Below are 20,518 nucleotides of genomic sequence, written 5' to 3' on the forward strand. Positions count from 1 at the left end.
TGGATTAATACTTCCAAATTTTATTCATAAGTACCGAACAAAAAGCTGAAATTCCGCTAATATCCACCATTCAATAAAACCTGAGCGATGATTCCACTCGCAAGAGCAACTAATACAAAGTTACCATCGATATTCGCCCATCCATAACCCCGTGGTGGCTCATACAAGTGATAGCCACGCCAATCATTCACAGAGTAATATGAATTTCGATAATAATCGGGTAAACGATCACCTACACGATATCTCCAATGCTGATTATATCGATGACCATAATAGACATTTTCTCGATCATGATGCGCACCATAATTTCTATAACGATAATACCCTTGATCATCACGACGATCAAAATCATTGCGATGCGACTCAAAAGATCGCTCTCGCGACATATGTTGATGACTGTAAGGATTGGAACCCCGATAATTGCCCCAGCCATGATCATCGGCCTGTGTGATCATTGATGACCCCAACAGAGCAATGCTGACGACACTCACAATAAGAGACTTGTTCATATCTGTCCCCTCGTTACTTTATCGTTTTAGAATAGGCGTGCAGCGAGTAGAAATAATGGATAAAAATATGCAATCTGAAAAAAAATGTAATGATTAAATAGAAACTATGAACAAAAATACACCCCGTATCCTTAGACCCTTAGTTTAAAAAATATAAAAAATCCTCAAAGATCAACGATCATTGGCTATCTGTACATAACGACCATTCTGGAAAATCCAGTGCATCCCGACTTGTGGATCGGGTAAACCATAACGTCGCCAATCGCTAATTAGGGTGTACCTTGAACTTTCAATTTTAGAATCGGCATCCCCATTCACAAAGCCATAGCTTTCAGTCCGAGATTCTGTGCGTGTTGGCAACTGCTGCTTGTAAATAATCGTGACACCATTTTGCTGTGGATATTCTGGATCGCTTGGATAACTCGGGCTCGGATGCTGAGGATAGCCCCAATGCGGTGGTCTTTGATTTTGTGGCGGTCGAATCGGGTACTCCTGCGTAAATGGATGTCCATAAGGATCCGCATAGCCCTGATAGCTTGAAGTATATGGATATTTATGCGGTTGCTTCCGTTCAACGCCACGATAATTACTCCAATCCTTTGCATCTGCCAAAACTGAAGCAGATCCACCTGAAATCATCAAAGTAAGAACCGTCAAAATGAATATTTTTTTCATGTCATTGCCTATATACGCCATTCACATGTTGAGCATCATCTTAAATTTAAGATAAATATTGAATAAATAATACACAAATTATGTTTTCAATGCTTAGCAAAGAATGCTGTACTACAGTTTAAGTAAACATATCTGTTAATATGCGATTTTAACCTCATGGATGCTGTACCGTGGCTGAACTCAGTTTTGACCGTCTACATCGATTTTTTTGCAAAGTTCCAAGTATTCAAGAAGCGTTGATTGATAGTTATGGTTCAGATGGAAAACATACATGGTGGTTTAAATTTCAAATTAATGTTGAGCATCCATTGGCTTGGCAAACGGTACAAGAGCTAGGTCACGTACTCAATTATATTTCGAAAAATGAGCGATTACCGACCCAATTCCTACCTGTCTCACCGCCACCCTATATGAATGGTGAGGCCAAGTATTTTTTAGCTTGGGTCATCCAATGTAATCATGCAGATTTTAGTCCAGATGTTATTTGTGACTGGTTAGAAGCTCGATTACCTAACCCTGTTGAAGATGAAACGCAGTGGAAAATCAAAACGGATTTAAAAGAACTGGATCAAATCGCTGATAAAGATTTAGATCAATTAATCCCACCAAATCCGCAATAAATATACTATAAAAAAGTCCCTCATTTTGAGGGACTTGTATTAAAAATTTCATCTTTTCATAATGATGCCAACTTAAAAAGTTGACAAACCACTCCATTCCATAAAGCGATACAGCCCATACTTTAATTTTGAATCATCGGCATAGGTTGCATAATTAACACTAATTTCCCGACCATTTAAGTTCGACCATGCAGTATTGAAATACTGGTTTGCATCTTTAAATACCTGTTGTTGTGGCATTCCTACTACACGTAAATCAGTTTCCAGATTATAATTTTTCAAATTACGTGCTGTGAAATTTGCAGAACCTAAGATCATTTCAGCAGACTGAGCATTGTGTTTTACCATCATTTTACTATGACACTGCTCACCTTGAGTATTACACCAACGAACTTCAATTCCAGCATCATTCAATTCTGAAGCCACTTGGCGGTTTGGAATACCATTTTTCTGGCGTCCAAATGCATCTTTATTCGGATCAAGTAAAATACGTAGTTTAACACCACGCTGTTTCGCGGAAATTAATTCTTGAACAACTTTCCGTTCCGATAAATAGAACATTGCTAAATCAATTTGATCATTGGCTTTAGCGGTTGCTAATAAGTTTAGAACAGCCTTGTAAATCGCAGCTTCTGTTAATACTTGAACTTGTGGCTCAGTCGTTTTTCCCTCAAAGTTCCCCATCACGACAAAAGGTGTGTCGCCCCCTGACATATGAGCTACAGGTTGCTCAGACTTTAAAACGTCAATTGCAGTAGGACCTGAAACTAAAAGTGCAACATTAGAATGGCGAGAACTGCCATCATGCGGATTTGCCGAAGTGACAATGGTTTGCCATCCATCCGCAGTATCGACCACAATGGTCTTACGATGATTCGCCTTAAAATTAAATAAATTTAAATAGCTACGAATAGTAATTTTTTCTGAGCCAAATGGGTTCTGCAACCAACCTTTCTCTGGATTATTGCCCACATCCTGACAGCACAAATACCAAAAACCAGACCATGCTGGATTTGATGCACGTAGCGGGATGAGATTGGTCTCAATCACATCAATGCCGCCCTGACGTAATTGACGATATTGCTCAGATAAAATGCCGCCATATACGGTATTAATTGGGTCAGTGATAAATTTAATTTCGAGGGTGGGTTTCACAATTTTTTGATTCACCAAAGCATCTATCAGTTGTTTGGATAAGGCTCGTTGCTGAACTTGAGAACCACCAACCTCCTGATTAAATAAAAACATATCAATCACAATGGTACTTTGAGCTTCACCAATCAACTTTAGAATCTGATTAAAAATTTGATGATCGACGTGTTGCTTACCTTGAGCATCAAGATAGGTTTGATCTGCAATAAATTTCACATTTGCGTGACGTAATGGACCGGTATAATTTAAACCGTCAGGTAATGGTTTATAAACCTGATAAAGAGCAGATGCAAAATAGCCTAGAGCTAAAACTCCTAAAATTGCACCGAAATAACGGCGGCGTGACCAATTCAGTTTATTGTGAATTTTATTAAAGATACGCATAAAATAAGACCTAATCTGATCTGTTCAGACTAGGTCTTATCTCTTTATTTTTCAATCATGATTTGGTGAAAAAATGAAAATGCTTAAAATTTAAAATCAACACCCATAACAAAGTTACGCCCAATTTGTGGAATATTGGCTAGGAACGAACTATGTTCATAGACAGTTTCATCGAGCAAATTATTGGCATTTAAAAATACACGAGCTTCTTGTTTACCTGACATTGGATACTTATACGCCACTCCAATATTAACCATGTTATAACCCTGTGTATCCGTTTCATATGACGCACTATCATTTTGCTTAAACACATGTGCATACTCAGCTGAACCTGACCAATGATCATCAAAGTCAGCATTAACACGTGTTCCTAAACGACCAGCTGGTATCCGTGGGGCATTCTCAGCATCAATTTTTCCACGGACATAATCCCCCAATAAACTCACTTTATAAATTGGGCTGAATTGATAGGCGACTTCAGCTTCAGTACCGTAAAATTTAGCTTCATTTTGAGTGTAATTAATTAAACGAAAATTTTTATATTGATCTAAGGTTTTGGCGTAAATATAGTTATCAAACCAATTGTGATATAGATGCACGTGATAACTGAGTTTTTCATCATCATAATGCAGCCCCAACTCCACATTATTTGATTTTTCCTTCGTTAGATCTTCATTACCTAGTTCATAGGTATTGGTCGCGAAATGTCCACCCTCAGAATATAACTCCTGAGCCGAAGGTAAACGTTCCTGATGAGAACCCAGCAATGAAAGTTTATAATTAGGTCTAAATTCCCAATTCACAGCACCTGAATAAGAAAAAGCATTACCAGCAAAGTCTTTTTGAGTTGAATCTATATTAATGTGCTGATGATCGAAACGTGCACCCAATTCAAAGTGTAAATCATTCCATTGTTTATGCTCTAAACCAAACAGACTATATTTTTGGGTTTTATTGGGTGAAAGAATGGCTTCTTCACCTGAAATATCCAGTTTTTGTTGACTTGCTTGAACTCCAACCACCCCCTCCCAATTGGCAATAGGGTTATGTACCAGTTCAATCCGTCCTTCATAGCCTTTGCTCTTAAATATGGTCATTGCCGAACCATCTTCAATTTCATCATGTTGGTAGTCGGTATAACTGGCTTGAGCACGTAATTTGTTAAATCCTGCAAAAGGGTCATTCAATTCGGAACGGAAATCATAACGTTGCGTTTTTAAATCTATCCACGGCCCTGTTTCTGCATGCTCATGATTTTCTGTTGGATTTACACCACAGCCCACTAAAGTTGAGCTGCTCGCGCTCAGCGTACAACTTTCATATTCATGGCTATGTCCAGGTAAACCATATTGATCTTGTCGGTTGCTATAAGCCACACCTGCAAAACCACGCTCACCAACCCATGATAATCCAACATTCACATTATCTGATGTTGAAAAAGTATTATCTACACGACGCTCTTGAGTCGTGTGTGAATGGTCACCATGCTCTTCTATGACACTGTAGTTTGGCGCAATATAATTATTGGTATCTCTTGTTAAACCTTCAACCCGTAAGGCTAAATTTGAACCCAAAGCTACTGTCGCGCCTACATGTGCAAGTTTTTCATCATTACCCGTGTTATAGCGAACACCAATATCACCTTCGTAGCCATTTTCGGGCATTTGAGTGGCAATTTTACTGTCTATAACATTGACCAAACCGCCGACTGAGCCTGCACCATACAATAAGGTTGATGGCCCACGAATAACTTCAATCTTGGTTGCCAGTTGGGGATCAATAGTAATCGCATGATCAGGTGAAAGGCTCGAAACATCCATGCTTTCAGTCGCATTCTGCGTGACTTTAACACGTGCACCTTCTTGCCCTCGGATGACAGGTCGGCTTGAACCTGCTCCAAAACTATTGGAACGTACCCCTAATTCATTTTTAAGTGCTTCACCAAGCGTTGTTCCGCCTTGTTGTAGCTGTAGTTGCTGCACAGTTTGATCTGCAACCCCAAAATCAGCATCAGATTGATCCAAAGGATGTGCTGATAATGTAATGGTTGCTAATTGTTGTACTGAATCACTTGAATCTTCCGCCCATACAATAGTTGAAACAATGGCGGATATTGAAAGTGTTAGAACACTTTTAGAAAATGACATAAATTGCTCTCAAAGCTCAATGTTTTTAATAAATGTAACACTATAACATTTCACTTAAATTACAATAGCTAACTTATCCATTTAAGTGCTTCAGCTGAGAAGAGAATCCTTTTCTTATGTTAAAATCTTGATCTTGTTTTCAATTTTTATATGCATTTTGAAAATACGAAATTCAGATTTTTTGTAGAGTCCAATTGAATGATTTCATTACAAAACAGTGTACTAAAACCTTTTATTCTTTTTGGACTGATCATTTTTTATTTTAACTTTTTTATCAATCTCATTACTGATGATAGAAGCAGTTGGTCTTTAGCTTATATTCCATTGGCTTTATTTATCCTATATTTGATAAAAAATAGACGCTTATATATTTCCCCTTTGGTCTTCGTCATTGCTATTTCTTCAGTTTTAGCAATTACTTTAAATGAATATATTTTTCATGATCACCAAACATCATTAGATTCCGATTTTAATCAACAAGCTGATCAATTTATTCATCAATTTCTCTATGTTATTCCACTGATCTTCTTAGGCACATTGTTTAAATTTTCAAATTTCACATCGAGCACTTTTAAAAAAATTATCTTCGCTAGTATTGTTTTTTCACTGATTTTTAATACTTATTTGAATTTTAGATTTGATTTTGAGCGAGGTTTATTGATTCCTCAATTTAAATCCATCATTCTTTACGATTATTGCATCATTGCACTCAGTCTAATTGGGCTTGTTCTCAGTTTTAAATTAAAAAGTAAATCTGCTTTTCTCTTTATCACAATTTGCTTAATCAATATTTCAATGATTACATTACATGGCAGTCGTGGTGCATGGTTAGGTATCCCAATCGCTTTTTTAATGATAGTTGCCTACTTCTATAAAACCCATTTTAAGCACACTATTTTTATGCTTCTTGCTTCAGGCATTCTCACATTGGGTATGATTTTCATGCCTAATTCACCTATTTTAGAACGTGTTGATCATTTAAAAAGTGATGCATCATTAATGGAAAAAAATAATTATAATTCCAGTATAGGTACACGATTTGCACTCTGGGCATTTGCACTTGATCAATTCAAACAATCACCCTATGTTGGTCAAGGCTTTATAAATTTTAGAAACAATATCTGCCAACCGCATGCAAAAAATAAAATCCCCAACTGCCAACCGCATGCACATAATATTATTTTCCAAGAACTTGCAGCACATGGCATCTTAGGGCTCATCAACATTCTCATCTTGGCCTCTTTTAGCCTTTATTTTTTCATTAAAAATATGATTAAGAATTCGAATCAACACACTCAACTGTTAGCTTTCTCCGGTTTAATCAGTACAATTTATCTCATCATCTGTAGCATGAGTGATTATGTATTCTATTTTTCTTTTCCAACTATGTTTTTATTTTTAATCATTTTAACTTTAATGAACATTATTTATATTGAAAATTTAAATAAGGACGACAATAATGCCATTCAACTTACATAATTGTTTCACCTAAAGAAAATTCAAGAATGCCCTTCACCGTTTCACATACCGTACTTGCCCCACCTATTGCTAAATTAACTGGCTATCGCTTACCGATCGCTGGTTTAGCAATAGGCACCATGACTCCTGATTTATATCGCTTATTTACTACAGTAGATTATGATTTCACACATCAATGGCAAAGCTTAATTTTTCCAAATTTATTCATTTCCCTCAGCTTTTGCCTACTCTGGTATGGTCTGTATAGATCGGTTATTTTCCGATTCATTGGATTAGAAAAACCGCTCAATTTAGTCAGCCTAAGTAAGGTGATCGGATTTCTACTTAGCCTCATCTTTGCATCAATTATAGGGATCGTAACCCACCTGATTTGGGATGGTTTAACCCATTCCGACTTTAGAACTTTTGCCTTTGAGCATTTTTTAAATAGCCCCGTAAAGCTTTTTGAATATACCTACCCGATGCATCGCATACTACAAATCGGCAGCTCTATTCTCGCTTTACCCTTTTTAGGTTGGATGAGTGTACATTACTATTTTAAATACAAACAAAATAAGCCCATCCATAGCAAAATTAAAATTTATGCAGCTCTGCTATTATTCCTCACCTTATTGAGTGGGGGTATTTCTTATATTCATTTCGTACAACTGGCTCAATCTAATCCAATGGTAACCGACCTATATTGGTATATCGGAAAATCCATCAACCAATTTGCTCAAGCTGCACTAATCACCTTTAGCTTAGGCTGCATCCTTTTCTTATTTTTAGACCGAAAGCATCAATTCGACTAATTTTTAACACCTTGCCAAGATTGTAGACATAGCTAATCCGCCTGAAATTGATTGAAATTTCGTGGTTTTTTGATCTGCTCCTTGTGACAAAATACTCAAAGAGGCATAATCCAACATTCAAAGGCGGTACGCTGTTTACGTATTCGCTTCCTTTACCCATATAGTTGGATGTTTTACGCTATGATGCGCACTCATTACTGCGGTTCTTTAACCGAAGCTCAAATTGACCAAACCGTTACATTATGCGGTTGGGTACACCGTCGCCGTGACCACGGTGGTGTGATTTTCCTCGATATGCGTGACCGTGATGGTGTTGTGCAAGTGGTTATCGACCCAGATACCCCAGAAGCATTTGCAACTGCAGACAAATCACGTTCAGAATTCGTATTAAAAATTACAGGCCGCGTACGTCGTCGTTACGAAGGTACTGAAAACGCAAATATCGTGAGTGGTCAAATTGAAGTATTGGGCAAAGACATTGAAGTTCTTGCTGCTTCTGAAACACCGCCATTCCCTTTGAATGATGAAAACACCAATATTTCTGAAGAAATTCGTTTGAAATATCGCTTCCTTGATATTCGTCGTCCTGAAATGTTAGATCGTTTACGTTTCCGTTCTAAACTTACCAATCTTATTCGTAACTATTTCGAAGACAATGGTTTCTTAGACGTTGAAACACCTATTTTGACCCGTGCAACTCCTGAAGGTGCACGTGACTATTTAGTGCCAAGTCGTGTTTCTAACGGTAGCTTCTATGCCCTTCCACAATCACCACAGTTGTTTAAACAATTGTTGATGGTCGGTGGTATTGATCGTTATTACCAAATTGCAAAATGTTTCCGTGATGAAGACTTACGTGCGGATCGTCAACCAGAATTCACCCAGATCGACGTTGAAACATCGTTCATGAGTGACGATGACATTATGGATTTGATGGAAACGTTAACAATTAAAATGTTTAAAGAACTTTTAAACGTGAATTTCGACAAATTCCCACGTATGACTTACGCAGATGCAATGCGTGACTATGCTTCTGACAAACCAGATATGCGTATTCCTTTGAAACTGGTTGACGTTGCAGACATGATGCAAGACGTTGAGTTCAAAGTATTCGCAGGCCCTGCTAAAGATCCGAAAGGTCGTATTGTTGCACTTCGTGTACCAGGTGCAGGCGCATTACCACGTAGCCAAATTGACGAATACACGAAATTCGTTGGCATCTACGGTGCGAAAGGCTTGGCTTATATCAAAGTCAACGAACTTGAAAAAGGCATTGAAGGTCTTCAGTCTCCAATCGTTAAATTCATCGAGCCAATCGTGCTTGATTTATTGAAACGTGTTGGCGCTGAAAATGGCGACATCGTGTTCTTTGGTGCGGATAAAGCCAAAGTTGTAAACGATGCAATGGGCGCTTTACGTATTAAAGTCGGCCATGACATGAAGCTTGCAACATGTGAGTGGGCGCCACTTTGGGTCGTAGACTTCCCAATGTTTGAAGAAACTGATGATGGCAAATGGACATCTGTGCATCACCCATTCACACTTCCAAAATCTAGCGTTGAAGAAGTGAAATCAAACCCAGGTGCTGCGCTGTCAGTTGCATACGACATGGTATTGAACGGTACTGAAGTTGGTGGTGGCTCACTCCGTATCTTTAACTTAGAAATGCAAAAAGCCATTTTTGAAGCCTTGGGTATTAATGAAGAAGAAGCCGAAGAGAAATTCAGCTTCTTATTAAACGCACTTAAATTCGGTGCACCTCCGCATGGTGGTTTAGCATTCGGTTTAGACCGTCTAGTAATGTTGATGACAGGTGCATCTTCTATTCGTGACGTGATTGCATTCCCGAAAACTAAGACAGCTGAATGTCCATTGACTCAAGCCCCAGCACCAGTTGAAGCAAACCAATTGCGTGACTTGGGTATTCGTTTACGTGAAAAACCTAAAGCAGAAGAAAAACAAGCTTAAGGCTTAATTTTCTATTCAAAAAACCCTGCCATGCGCAGGGTTTTTTATGGCATTGAGATCAACTCTCAACAATGGCATAATAACTGTCTACTGGTTTTATTCTGTTGTGAGTATTATTAAATGGCTATGCGTCCAGAAGTCCGTCGTCGTGCATTTGTCCTAATGGCTTTTGCCGTGATTCAATGGGGTTTTGTACTTTATATTCTGAACAATCAGCTGTTTGGTTTAGTAACAACACAACGTATTTTACTCTTTTGTCTTAGCTGTTTTGGCGGTGGCTTTTTACTTTTTGGTGCCTTACTTTATATGGTATTGAAAGGAAATAATGATAATGTCAATTAATTAGTTTTGTGAAATATCAAATTTATGTATGCAGCTCTCAAAAAATTTGCACTTTTGCCATTAGGAATCATTCAATCTATTGCCAAAGCTGTAGGTACAATCCTATTTATCACACATTCATCTGCCAGAAAAACCACCGAAATCAACTTAAAATCAGCTTACCCTGAATTATCGACCTTAGAATTAAAACAATTATCAAAGCGCAGCTTAAAAAGCCAATGTATGACTTATGCAGAATCAGTCAAAGTTTGGGGCTCACCACCTGAGTATGCACTTTCCTTAATTAAGGACATACATGGTGCCGAAATATTCCAAAAAGCCCTTGGGGATAACAAGGGGGTACTTGCTGCAGTGCCACATTTTGGTACGTGGGAAATTATAAATGCATGGTTAAATTTACAAACCTCTCCCACCATTATGTATAAACCCAATAAAAATAAAGATATAGATCGTTTTATGTTGGAAGCACGCCAACGCTTAAATACCACCTTAGTACCCACAGATGAAACAGGTGTTAGAGCCATTTTCAAGTATCTGAAGCAAGGTGGTTGTAGCGTTATTTTACCGGATCATGTACCTAAACCATCAGGTGGTATTTACTCGCCTTTTTTTGGACAAAATACTTTATCTTCAACATTGCTCTCCAAACTGGCCAGTAAAACCCAATGCACAGTTATTGGTTTGAGTTGTATTCGAAGAGATGATTTATCTGGTTTTGATCTTCATGTCTATGAGCTTTCAAAAGATATTTTATCTAAAGACCTGCAGGTTTCTGTCGATACATTAAATAAAGAAATGGAGCGTATGATTAATGCCGCTCCAGAACAATATTTATGGAGTTACAAAAGATTTAGAAGATTGGCTGATAAAAAGAATCTATACACGAATTAATACATCATCTTTTTTCAATTCAACTTCAGCCTTTAGATTAAATCCTCTAAAGTTAGTCGAATATTGATGCCAAGCTGTTCAGTCCTAACATTTACTACATTGTGTCTATGCACAATTTTACGTGTACTTCTCAACAAATAAGGGATTCGCATTAACCATTGATGAAGTCGATTTCTTCGTTGATATTTCTGTATCCAACGCATATCTCGACTGGCTTGTAGCTGCTCAATGCTTGGTTCAACACTATCACCATATAACTTTCTCGATGTATCAAAAATAAAAGTATAATTAGGTGGTAATTTTTTTAATGTAATGCGTCCTTCAGCAACCCATTCATCGACCAATTCTTGCAAAACAACTTGATCCCAACGCTCTGGCTGAGACAACATTCGCTTTTCCCACTCCGCCATTAATAAATGTGCATTTGGTGTCTCATTTATAAAAAGGGTACTGCTAATCAATCGTTTTTCGTCTATATAATGCACAGCAATATCTTCTGTTATTGCATTAAAATAAGGGCGGATATCTTCTAAAACTATAGCATCTGCATCTATATATAAAATTGGACCCTGAATTTCTCGACGTATTTTTGCAATAAAGGCCGGTTTAAATGCAATAATTTTTTGCCAATCATCTTTTGAAAATGATTCCAAATAAATATTAATATCAAAATTCTCAGCTGAAGCACGCAATATTTGGGCATGCTTGGTATAGAGTGGATCATCTGTATGAAATCCAAAAATAGTTAACATAAAAAACCTATACTTTTTCTATTAGAAGCACCAGTTAAGCTCAATTGCTCAACCACTCGCTGAAGTTTCTTAAATTTAACTCACCCCTTAATCATATTCAATACACGGCTCTAATAATAATTTAAATAAAATTATGATTATTCAACAAAACACTACCTAAACCCAACTGAATTATTATTTTTTCCGAAATTTAAATGATGAAATTAGCTATAGAATATTCTATCTAAAACATACTCATATAATCTCGTTCAACTTAGTAATAAATATATTAAAAACTCACACAAAATATTTATATTTTTAAATAAAATCATTTTAATTCAATAAAATATATTTCAAATACAAACCATATCGATACAAAAACAAAAGCTTAAGCTCTTTTAAAAACCCTAATTATAGGATTGAATTATTATTTCAAGCTCTATAAAAATAAAGATTAAATCAAAAGTACAAAACTAAAATGTACTCCCTCTGAAAACACAATAAAAACATAAATAAAATTAGTTAAATTTAGCATTTTTAACTGGCCTTATGCATTTTTTTTATACTATAATTTATTCTAAAGTAATAACCGTGCCTCCCAAATGAACCAAGAAGAAGTCATCAAAATATTTATTGGATGTGATCCAAACAATTGTGATCTCGAACAAATGATGGTATTGGATTATAGTATCCACAAACACACTCAACACCCTATTGAAATTGTATGGATGCAGCTCAGCCATGATCCAGCAAGTCCTTGGTACACCAATCAAGAAACTGGACAAGGATGGCACACAACCAAATGGGCAACGCCTTTCTCTGGTTTCCGTTGGGCAATACCTGAACATTGCAACTTCAAAGGTCGTGCTATCTATATGGATGCAGATGTTGTTATATTGAGTGATATTGCTGAATTATGGAGCCACCCTATAGATGATCAAGCAATTGTCATTGCCAAAGGCGGCAAAAACTCTGCTCGCTTATGCACTTGTCTATGGGATTGTGAAAAAGCAAAACAATATTTGCTTCAACTGAATGAGTTGCAATCGAATCCAGATAGTCATAAAAATATGATGCAACTCCTAAAAGATCAGCCCCACCTAGTACAACCTTATCAAGATAGTTATAATTGTATAGATGGTGAAGGCCTAGCTGCTGACCAAATTAAAATTTTGCATTACTCTGATATGGGTACACAATTTAGCCATAAATATTCGTTCTCTCGTTTAGAAGCAGCAGGGCAAAAGCATTGGTTTGATGGTCAAACTTTCCCACATCCAAGAGCGGATCTCTCCGTATTATTTGATCAATATTATAATGAAGCTTTAGCAGCTGGCTATAAACCTGAAAATTATGAAATCACGCCTTATGGTCATTTTGCTAAAGCTAGTCAAATGAATTATCACGGCAACAAATTCACTCGCTCACCTTCAGAAAAAAATTGGTTTTCACGGATTTTATCCAACATTAAATCCAGCTTTAAAACAAAGCGATTTTCTTTAGATGATTAATCTATATGGAATGATATGGCGAGTCAATTTATGTAAAAAACTCAGAAAAGACTGAATAAAAAAGATGTAAAAAGAATCAGCTTCTTGCATTTATGCTTTAGTTCCTTTACGGAAAAAATCAAAAGAGTGCTCAAAATAATGTAAGAAGTTAGATCTTTCAATAATATTATATTTTTATCAAAGGTAATCCTGCAATGCACCACACTAATACACTGTTTTAAATTAATAAAAAAATTATTAGAATTTTATAATTTTTTAAATAAATTAATTATTTCAAACCAACTTACTTTTATCATTTATAATATTACGATTCAACAATTTACTATTGAAACAATCATTCATTTTTAGAAAACCCTGTATTACCCTTCCATTTCATGTAGAGTAATTCTAACTTTATAAAATGATGCATTATTTTAACAAATTGATTTATATTAAAAGGAATTTACCTTATGTATCAGTTTTTTTCTAATAAATTTATTAGAAATATTTATAAATTTTTATATAAAACATTTTCCCCAAAAAGCTTTAAACATAATCGACGTTATTGGCCCTACTATCAATTACAACGTAGTAAACAAGGGCATTTGCAACAAGTCTATTTTCAAAAAAAACTAGTCTCCGATAATATGTGCCCCCTCCCTACAAACCAGAAAAAATGCATGCTTGTTGCAACAGGGCCATCGATTAAAGAGCTCGATCCTCAATTGTTTACACAACTAGATTTTGATTATATTGGGGTCAATGGCGCAATTAGCTTAACTCCAATTAAATTTAAACATTACATAATTATTGATCATAATTTCATAGTCAATCGCTTCGATTTAGTCCTACAAGTTTTGAACTGCGATTGTACTTTTTTCACAACCCCACGATGTTTAGATCTGATTTTAAGAAGAGTTCAGATCAGCAACATTAAATGTTCAATAAAAGTAATTGAGACCATAAGCCATAACGTTATTGATGTTTTCTTAGGTCAATCCACCACTGTGGATAAACACAAGCCCAATTATTATTTTCATCATGATTTTGGATTTTCTGAAGATATATTTGATGCCGTTTTTGACTATTACACCGTTGCCTACGTTGCCTTACAGGTCATCTACGCTTTGAACTATAAAGAAATTCATATTGCAGGTCTCGATATGAATAATTTCAGTCAGCCACGGTTTTATGAGCAGCATCACAACAAGCAAGCAACATGTCTCGACTTAAATATAGCAGCTGTTGTACAAGCATTTGACACAGCCGCAGAGTTTTTTAAACTCAAACAGATTAAGGTCTATAATCTTTCAAAAAACAGCTTAATTGAATCTTTTGAAAAAAAATAGCTACTCCATCTAACTCGTTTATAATTCACATTATTGGATAGGAAAACCTTGTATTTACTCATTTAAGCAACGTTTAGGTTTTCCCTTCATAGAAAATGTCTATCAAAATAATTTTTTATTTAGAAAGCTATAATCCATATGTTAAATATCTAATAATGAACCTTTAAAATACATTCCTTTTTCATAGTAAATTTTAAGATGATTCCGTTCTTTTCCTGCCAATTTGATTAACTTAGGATAAACGTCAGGCGGATAATTTACAGCCATATTAATCAACGTTTTTTCTTTGACCCAGCTATTGTTGACCTGATAAAAAAATGCATTTTCATCACAGTTAATCAGGGTAATACTTAGAAAACTCGTTCTCATTACTTTTTGGCATGCAACATAAGCAACCAAATATTCTAAACGCCCAATCTGCTGAAAAATATCAGCATGATTAACATCTGTTTGTTTAATGGTATTAATATATTTTTTGGGACCTTGCTCTATTGCTCGATACAATTCTTCAAACCATGCTTTAAAAAATGGATTATTTGCCACGCTCGCCAACAACCAATTTTCCAATACAGGATACTGCGTATTCGTCGTATTTTTTTTGCGGTAAAAAGCAAAGCTATCCGTCTTTTTTTCACTCAGCAGGGTTTGAATCCAGTCTAAATTTTCATAAACGATAATACTTGCGTCTAACCATATTCCGCCATGAAGATAAATTAGATTAAACCTCAGCAAATCTGCCTTCTGTTGTGGCGTCGCGGATTTTAGTGCTGCAAAATTGATATCACTATACTGATTTACATTCTGCGGATTAAGAATATTAACCTCATAATTTGAGTTTATTCTTTTAATATTTTCAATACACTTTTCTACAAATACAGGGAAATCACCTTCCCAATAGATCCAAATTTTTTTAGGAATCTCAATTGGTTTTTCTAACGGATTAAGCACCAAAATATCTGCATAATTATCTATGGCTGGATTTTTCTCTCTCATTTTATAAAAGTACATGACATAAAATTTTGTCAGGTAAAATATTTTTTTAAATATTTTCATCAATAAGACCTATATGAACTTAATCTAACCGAATAATTTCATTATTAAAATATGGAGTAACATTAAATAAATGTAATAGTCTCATCAAAGAATCATATTTTTCACAGCATTAAAACGATCACGCCACATCCGCTTTTGTTTTTTTAAACCATATGAAAGTTGGCGGCCAGATTTATCATTACGTCGAATACTATCCGTTGCAGCAGCACCATCAATATCACTATCCAAACCATTGGGCTTCACCACAGCAGGCCATACAGATAAACCTTTACCATTTTGTGAAAGCCATGATTGGGCTAAATTATCCACCGGCATGTACATTTCTTTAGCATGATCTAAGAATGCTTCAGCACCCTTTCTTGACCAAATCATCCCAATAAAACGTATAGGATAATAATAAGCACGAACTAAATCGCGTCCTTCAAAAGTAAATAATTTTTTAGACATCTTATTTTTCTTGGCACCTAAATTCATCGCATACCAATCAACATCAGGATTTTGATGTAGCCATTCAAGCATGGCATCTACCGTTACTTTAAATCCATCTAAAAGACGAATATCATCTTCAACGACAATTAGATAATCTGAATCTGTCATTAAAAATTTTTCCAAACAACCTATGTGACTTAAATAACAGCCGAGCTCAGAACTAATTAAACTACGCCCCATTACCTCTACCGCTTTTTGGTCATTGTAATTTTTGAAACTTGATAATGGTTTACCACGACCATCAACGGCAGCAAAACGAGTAAAACTCACCTGTTCAGAATTTAATTGTTCAGTCGCACTTTTTAAGCGTTCATCACTACCATCTAAATTAATTAGATATGTTTCTACTTTCATCATACTACTTGACCCTTCAATTCTTTCGGTAAAAAATCACCAAACTTTTCTATCATTGCAGTGCGAACCAATACTTGTTTCGATTCAGCCATCAAATCCAAACTCTGAATACAACCATACTTAATTTCATCATTCTGTAATGCATTCAAAAATCTAGAAATATCATCATCAGGCTTTAAATATGCAACTTTTTCATCAGGCTTAAGTATGGCTAGATCCTGTTGGATACTCAGATGATTGGCTAAACCTATAGGCAAAAACTGCTCAAAATATCTAAACTTAAAACTAATTTGCTGCTTCAAAATTTCAGGATGCTGCATAAAATAATCTTGCAGCACTTCAGTTTTAATAAAATGTGGACGATGATGCAATTCGTAATAACGCTGAAGCCCAACCATATCCGCACTTAACATTTGTGCAGTGGTAAATTTAGGTTGTAATTTTTTACCCATGGTTTGATGTAAAAATTTTCTAAAAAGATATTTCATCTTAATCAGAAAATTACTTTTCCATTGACCATAAATGACAACTTTTTCATCCACAAAACAGTCTGAAAGCTCAGAAGGAGCATTCATAAAAACATCATCATTTAAATAAATAAACCGACTTGATAATCCCGGAATATTCCACAACATCGTCTCTATCGTCAACGAGTTGAATGTAGGCAGACTACTTTCATAACCTGAGAATAGGATTCGATGATCAATGACTTTTATTTTATCTGTTGCACAAATATTCTGTACGGCAAACTGTTCTAACCATTCTGGCTTTTGATTGTCCGTAACAACATAAATTGTTCCACAATAAGGCACATACTTTAAAATAGAAGCAATACAGAAATAAATTTCTTCATTATTTGCAAAGCGTGTTGTACTGGCAGCATCACGTGCAACCGTTTCTGTCATATATCCCTGACGCTTATTACTCAGTTCAATATCATTTCCATCTACCCATGTAATCACGATATCGACAGGCTGAAGTACATCACTCATAACAACACACTCTAAATCTGAAAAAAATTATTGCCAAGCGTCTTTAATCCACTTCGATGGCAAGACATAGCGATACCACTTACCGCCGCCACCATTAATTGCATCAGGTGGATTAATTTCACCATGGAAAATAATAATTTTAACGTCTTGAGGTTTTACTGGTGGCTTAAAATATGCCAATGGAATTTTCTGCAAGCAATGATATTTATAACTCTTACACCAACTGTCAGGCCAGTAGCTGAGTTTCTTTTCTTGATCGACATACCATGATAAATAAGCTTGCTCATTGCGAAATTTCTCACGAATTTCATCAAAATGCTCACGAAAATAAGGCATTAACCCTGGAAATGCACCGAGTTTAAAACGATAAACCGAACTATTCCCTGTAATGCGCCAAGGTCTCTTCCAGTCATGAATAATGAGGAAGTCACCTGGGTAGGTAAAGAAGTCATCAATATTATCAACAATAACAACATCAAGATCTAAAAATAGCGCATTACCTTTTAAACCATATAAGTCTGGTTCAAAAGTTGAAAGCTTATTCCAACCACGCTCAGGACTCCCTTCAGGAAGAGCTAAAGAGGGAATTGGAAAACACTGTACTTCTGGAGTAATGCCTTCGGTACGATCAGTTAAACATACCATCTGAAAATCAACGGTTGTATGTCGTTTTACCATATTGTACAAACGATTTACATACTCAGAACCGTATTTGGTTCCCCATTTCATGCACAAGATGACATTTTTTTGCTCAGTATCCGATAAACTTTGTGGAATAACATCGTGAGTCATAGTCAGACCTTAACATTTCTTTTATACGCCAATTTAAAACATTATATATTAAGAATAAAATGCTTGCTGACGTTTACTGTATGAATAAATACATGCTTATACAGTACTTATTTACATATACTTTGAATATCAAGTAGCTATCACATATAACATCGTTTTTATCTGTTTCGACAATGTCCAACCAATGCTTAAATACCATCTCTTTCAATACAGCAGTCGTTAACCTGCTTTTCTGTTATAGCGCTTAAGCGCAATGTTTGTTGCAATAAAACTACCTATAAAAGCGAAAATTCGATACTATTTGCCTCAATTTCGCTGTAACTCAAATGTTTTTTACATACAATAAAAAACTTAGGTGTATTCAAATGAAAAACTTCTTTCTTTTTCTCTTTCGTTTCATCATAACGTTTGGTTACCGCATAAAATCTCCTCATGCCATTCCCAAAACCACTACTCTTGACTTAGCAGCTATTCAGAATACCGCAAAAATTTCTTTTTTTACGGTGGCACATCCAGATGATATTGAACTGTTTATGGGCTGTGAAGCTCGTCATCAAATTATTGATAATCCAGATGATAAGAAAGTTTTTATTGTTCTAACGGGTGGTGATGCAAACCGAAAAAATAGAAAAAAAGTATTCCGCGCAATTTCTTGGTGGCATGCTCGTGAAAAAGCCCATACCGCAGCCATTTCCTTTTGGAACAATAACAAAGATCAGGTTGTTGAAAATGAAGTATTAATCAATCAACGCTATGTGACTCGAATTTCTATCGGCTCAAGTATTGTCCTGTATAATTTAAGATTAACAGATGCAGATAAAACCACTTCATTAGATGAACTTGTTGAGCATAAAAGCCAATATATCTATGATGTTGTTCACCAGCAGCAATATTCACTTGAAGATATTAAAGAATCTTTAATTAACATTATTAATCTAGAAATGGCAAACGCTCAAGAAGCCGCTTTCTATATTACAGATGAAGATTCAGAGAGAAATCCTGGTGATCATCTAGATCATCGTGCAACATCGCTTATTTTATTAGACATCTACCCAAAAATTTCAGTGCCTAAAAAATCTCTATTTGCTTATTTAACCTATTTTATTAAAACCAAACCGATCAACTTACAAGGTGAAGATAAAGACAAAAGTTTTGAAACTTGGAAAATAATGGGTGATGAATTAGATACTCATGGTTATAAAAAAAATGATGATCCCTATCATATGCAATGGGTGGGTAAAGAATATAAAAGCTACACTATACCCGCATCACAGGAAAATATCTCCCAATCTTAGAATAGCTACTTAATCCTTTTGCACAAAAAAGGCATTGTTCTCATGTGAGAGAACAATGCCTTTTTCTATAACACTAGACTTATTTGATGTAAGTCAACCAGTGTGCATATTTTGGATCTTTACCTTGAACAGCATCAAAGTAAGCTTTTTGAATTTTTTCAGTAATTGGACCACGTGTACCATTGCCAATTTCACGATCATCATATTCACGAATAGGAGTAACTTCTGCTGCAGTACCCGTGAAGAATGCTTCATCACCAATATAAAATTCATCACGAGTGATACGACGTTCAATCACTTCATAACCCAAATCTTTAGCAATCGTAATAATGGTTTGACGAGTAATACCGTCTAAAGCGCCGCCCGAAATATCTGGGGTATGGATTACGCCATCTCGGACTAAGAAAACGTTTTCGCCAGAACCTTGGCACACATAACCCTGAGGATCCATCAACATTGCTTCATCATAGCCTGAATGTGCAACTTCTTGATGTGCCAAAATAGACAAGGTGTAGTTACCTGATGCTTTCGCTTTACACATAGTCACATTGGGATGATGGTGTGTGAATGAAGAGGTTTTTACACGAATGCCTTTGGTCATCGCTTCTTCACCAAGATAAGCACCCCAGCTCCATGCAGCGACAGTCGCATGAATGGTATTGTCTGTTGCTGCAATACCGAGTTTTTCCGAACCAATAAAAATAATTGGACGTAAATAGCATGATGCTAATTTATTTTCACGTACCACATCAATTTGAGCTTGTTCTAAAGTCTTTTGATCAAATGGTACTTTCATTTGATAAATTTTTGCAGAGTTTAGCAAACGTTTCGTATGATCTTGGAGACGGAAAATCGCAGTACCATTAGGCGTTTCATAAGCACGGACACCCTCAAAGACCCCCATACTATAATGTAATGTATGAGTTAAGACGTGGATTTTCGCTTCACGCCAGTCAACCAATTGTCCATCTTGCCAAATAAAACCATCACGATCAGCCAAGTTCATGGCACACAC

Annotated in this window: 19 protein-coding genes; 9 read left to right on the forward strand and 10 right to left on the reverse strand. The window is 35.9% G+C overall.

Annotation, left to right across the window (positions count from 1 at the left end; genetic code table 11):
- Window positions 1–56: 56 nt before the first annotated feature.
- Window positions 57–509: an RcnB family protein gene (locus B9T28_RS01535; RefSeq protein ID WP_086202198.1), complete on the reverse strand. Its 453-nt coding sequence runs from the start codon at window positions 507–509 to the stop codon at window positions 57–59.
- 171 nt (window positions 510–680) lie between these two features.
- Window positions 681–1,184 carry an RcnB family protein gene (locus B9T28_RS01540; protein ID WP_086202199.1) on the reverse strand — a complete coding sequence of 168 codons (504 nt, stop codon included), beginning with the start codon at window positions 1,182–1,184 and terminating at the stop codon, window positions 681–683.
- A gap of 170 nt (window positions 1,185–1,354) precedes the next feature.
- Between B9T28_RS01540 and B9T28_RS01545 the strand changes: the two genes are divergently transcribed.
- Entirely contained in the window at window positions 1,355–1,804 is a 450-nt protein-coding gene (locus tag B9T28_RS01545) for a hypothetical protein (protein WP_086202200.1), read from the forward strand.
- Window positions 1,805–1,876: 72 nt separating this feature from the next.
- Here the strand turns inward: B9T28_RS01545 and B9T28_RS01550 are convergent, their stop codons facing one another.
- Both B9T28_RS01550 and znuD read right to left on the reverse strand, forming a co-directional pair.
- Window positions 1,877–3,340 (reverse strand): phospholipase D family protein, encoded by a 1,464-nt coding sequence (locus B9T28_RS01550; RefSeq protein ID WP_086202201.1) that lies wholly within the window; start codon window positions 3,338–3,340, stop codon window positions 1,877–1,879.
- An 83-nt stretch (window positions 3,341–3,423) separates the two neighbouring features.
- Window positions 3,424–5,487, reverse strand: coding sequence for a zinc piracy TonB-dependent receptor ZnuD (gene znuD, locus B9T28_RS01555; protein WP_086202202.1), 2,064 nt, complete (start codon window positions 5,485–5,487; stop codon window positions 3,424–3,426).
- Window positions 5,488–5,685: 198 nt separating this feature from the next.
- Between znuD and B9T28_RS15095 the strand changes: the two genes are divergently transcribed.
- The 5 genes from B9T28_RS15095 to B9T28_RS01580 all read left to right on the forward strand — a co-directional run bounded on the left by B9T28_RS15095 (window position 5,686) and on the right by B9T28_RS01580 (window position 10,958).
- Window positions 5,686–6,966 carry an O-antigen ligase family protein gene (locus B9T28_RS15095; RefSeq protein ID WP_086202203.1) on the forward strand — a complete coding sequence of 427 codons (1,281 nt, stop codon included), beginning with the start codon at window positions 5,686–5,688 and terminating at the stop codon, window positions 6,964–6,966.
- Between the two features lie 26 nt (window positions 6,967–6,992).
- Window positions 6,993–7,757, forward strand: a complete 765-nt coding sequence (locus B9T28_RS01565; protein WP_086202204.1) for a DUF4184 family protein — start codon at window positions 6,993–6,995, stop codon at window positions 7,755–7,757.
- A gap of 180 nt (window positions 7,758–7,937) precedes the next feature.
- Complete coding sequence (gene aspS / locus B9T28_RS01570) at window positions 7,938–9,725, forward strand: aspartate--tRNA ligase (RefSeq protein ID WP_086202205.1); 1,788 nt, start codon at window positions 7,938–7,940, stop codon at window positions 9,723–9,725.
- Between the two features lie 120 nt (window positions 9,726–9,845).
- Window positions 9,846–10,067, forward strand: a complete 222-nt coding sequence (locus B9T28_RS01575) for a hypothetical protein (protein ID WP_086202206.1) — start codon at window positions 9,846–9,848, stop codon at window positions 10,065–10,067.
- Window positions 10,068–10,091: 24 nt separating this feature from the next.
- Window positions 10,092–10,958: a lysophospholipid acyltransferase family protein gene (locus B9T28_RS01580; RefSeq protein WP_086202207.1), complete on the forward strand. Its 867-nt coding sequence runs from the start codon at window positions 10,092–10,094 to the stop codon at window positions 10,956–10,958.
- Window positions 10,959–10,990: 32 nt separating this feature from the next.
- Here B9T28_RS01580 and B9T28_RS01585 read toward each other — a convergent pair whose 3' ends face one another.
- A complete protein-coding gene (locus B9T28_RS01585; RefSeq protein ID WP_086202208.1) occupies window positions 10,991–11,710 on the reverse strand; it encodes a putative nucleotide-diphospho-sugar transferase in 720 nt (239 codons plus the stop codon).
- A 581-nt stretch (window positions 11,711–12,291) separates the two neighbouring features.
- Between B9T28_RS01585 and B9T28_RS01590 the strand changes: the two genes are divergently transcribed.
- Window positions 12,292–13,200, forward strand: coding sequence for a glycosyltransferase family protein (locus B9T28_RS01590; protein WP_086202209.1), 909 nt, complete (start codon window positions 12,292–12,294; stop codon window positions 13,198–13,200).
- A gap of 449 nt (window positions 13,201–13,649) precedes the next feature.
- Window positions 13,650–14,528: a WaaZ-like lipopolysaccharide core biosynthesis protein gene (locus B9T28_RS01595; RefSeq protein ID WP_086202210.1), complete on the forward strand. Its 879-nt coding sequence runs from the start codon at window positions 13,650–13,652 to the stop codon at window positions 14,526–14,528.
- Window positions 14,529–14,669: 141 nt separating this feature from the next.
- On the opposite strand, the gene B9T28_RS01600 is transcribed toward B9T28_RS01595, so the two are convergent.
- From B9T28_RS01600 to B9T28_RS01615, 4 genes are all read right to left on the reverse strand, one after another.
- Window positions 14,670–15,581 carry a glycosyltransferase family 32 protein gene (locus B9T28_RS01600; protein ID WP_086202211.1) on the reverse strand — a complete coding sequence of 304 codons (912 nt, stop codon included), beginning with the start codon at window positions 15,579–15,581 and terminating at the stop codon, window positions 14,670–14,672.
- A gap of 84 nt (window positions 15,582–15,665) precedes the next feature.
- Window positions 15,666–16,424 carry a glycosyltransferase family 25 protein gene (locus B9T28_RS01605; protein ID WP_086202548.1) on the reverse strand — a complete coding sequence of 253 codons (759 nt, stop codon included), beginning with the start codon at window positions 16,422–16,424 and terminating at the stop codon, window positions 15,666–15,668.
- Window positions 16,424–17,416, reverse strand: coding sequence for a Stealth CR1 domain-containing protein (locus tag B9T28_RS01610; RefSeq protein WP_086202212.1), 993 nt, complete (start codon window positions 17,414–17,416; stop codon window positions 16,424–16,426). Before B9T28_RS01610 ends, B9T28_RS01605 begins: the two co-directional genes overlap by 1 nt.
- Before the next feature lie 27 nt (window positions 17,417–17,443).
- Window positions 17,444–18,208: a glycosyltransferase gene (locus B9T28_RS01615; RefSeq protein ID WP_086202213.1), complete on the reverse strand. Its 765-nt coding sequence runs from the start codon at window positions 18,206–18,208 to the stop codon at window positions 17,444–17,446.
- Between the two features lie 365 nt (window positions 18,209–18,573).
- Here B9T28_RS01615 and B9T28_RS01620 point away from each other — a divergent pair, with 365 nt between their 5' ends.
- Window positions 18,574–19,503 (forward strand): PIG-L family deacetylase, encoded by a 930-nt coding sequence (locus B9T28_RS01620; RefSeq protein WP_086202214.1) that lies wholly within the window; start codon window positions 18,574–18,576, stop codon window positions 19,501–19,503.
- 79 nt (window positions 19,504–19,582) lie between these two features.
- Here B9T28_RS01620 and B9T28_RS01625 read toward each other — a convergent pair whose 3' ends face one another.
- Window positions 19,583–20,509 (reverse strand): branched-chain amino acid transaminase, encoded by a 927-nt coding sequence (locus tag B9T28_RS01625; protein WP_086202215.1) that lies wholly within the window; start codon window positions 20,507–20,509, stop codon window positions 19,583–19,585.
- Between the last annotated feature and the right edge of the window lie 9 nt (window positions 20,510–20,518).

This window comes from Acinetobacter silvestris (assembly GCF_002135235.1).
GTDB lineage: Bacteria > Pseudomonadota > Gammaproteobacteria > Pseudomonadales > Moraxellaceae > Acinetobacter > Acinetobacter silvestris.

Coding starts and splice junctions, on each gene's coding strand:
- B9T28_RS01585 (WP_086202208.1), bottom strand. CDS start 11,710: ATGTTAACTATTTTTGGATTTCATACAGATGATCCACTCTATACCAAG.
- B9T28_RS15095 (WP_086202203.1), top strand. CDS start 5,686: ATGATTTCATTACAAAACAGTGTACTAAAACCTTTTATTCTTTTTGGA.
- B9T28_RS01590 (WP_086202209.1), top strand. CDS start 12,292: ATGAACCAAGAAGAAGTCATCAAAATATTTATTGGATGTGATCCAAAC.
- B9T28_RS01625 (WP_086202215.1), bottom strand. CDS start 20,509: ATGAACTTGGCTGATCGTGATGGTTTTATTTGGCAAGATGGACAATTG.
- B9T28_RS01565 (WP_086202204.1), top strand. CDS start 6,993: ATGCCCTTCACCGTTTCACATACCGTACTTGCCCCACCTATTGCTAAA.
- B9T28_RS01605 (WP_086202548.1), bottom strand. CDS start 16,424: ATGAAAGTAGAAACATATCTAATTAATTTAGATGGTAGTGATGAACGC.
- B9T28_RS01580 (WP_086202207.1), top strand. CDS start 10,092: ATGTATGCAGCTCTCAAAAAATTTGCACTTTTGCCATTAGGAATCATT.
- B9T28_RS01620 (WP_086202214.1), top strand. CDS start 18,574: ATGAAAAACTTCTTTCTTTTTCTCTTTCGTTTCATCATAACGTTTGGT.
- B9T28_RS01535 (WP_086202198.1), bottom strand. CDS start 509: ATGAACAAGTCTCTTATTGTGAGTGTCGTCAGCATTGCTCTGTTGGGG.
- B9T28_RS01540 (WP_086202199.1), bottom strand. CDS start 1,184: ATGAAAAAAATATTCATTTTGACGGTTCTTACTTTGATGATTTCAGGT.
- B9T28_RS01610 (WP_086202212.1), bottom strand. CDS start 17,416: ATGAGTGATGTACTTCAGCCTGTCGATATCGTGATTACATGGGTAGAT.
- znuD (WP_086202202.1), bottom strand. CDS start 5,487: ATGTCATTTTCTAAAAGTGTTCTAACACTTTCAATATCCGCCATTGTT.
- B9T28_RS01600 (WP_086202211.1), bottom strand. CDS start 15,581: ATGAAAATATTTAAAAAAATATTTTACCTGACAAAATTTTATGTCATG.
- B9T28_RS01575 (WP_086202206.1), top strand. CDS start 9,846: ATGGCTATGCGTCCAGAAGTCCGTCGTCGTGCATTTGTCCTAATGGCT.
- aspS (WP_086202205.1), top strand. CDS start 7,938: ATGATGCGCACTCATTACTGCGGTTCTTTAACCGAAGCTCAAATTGAC.
- B9T28_RS01550 (WP_086202201.1), bottom strand. CDS start 3,340: ATGCGTATCTTTAATAAAATTCACAATAAACTGAATTGGTCACGCCGC.
- B9T28_RS01615 (WP_086202213.1), bottom strand. CDS start 18,208: ATGACTCACGATGTTATTCCACAAAGTTTATCGGATACTGAGCAAAAA.
- B9T28_RS01595 (WP_086202210.1), top strand. CDS start 13,650: ATGTATCAGTTTTTTTCTAATAAATTTATTAGAAATATTTATAAATTT.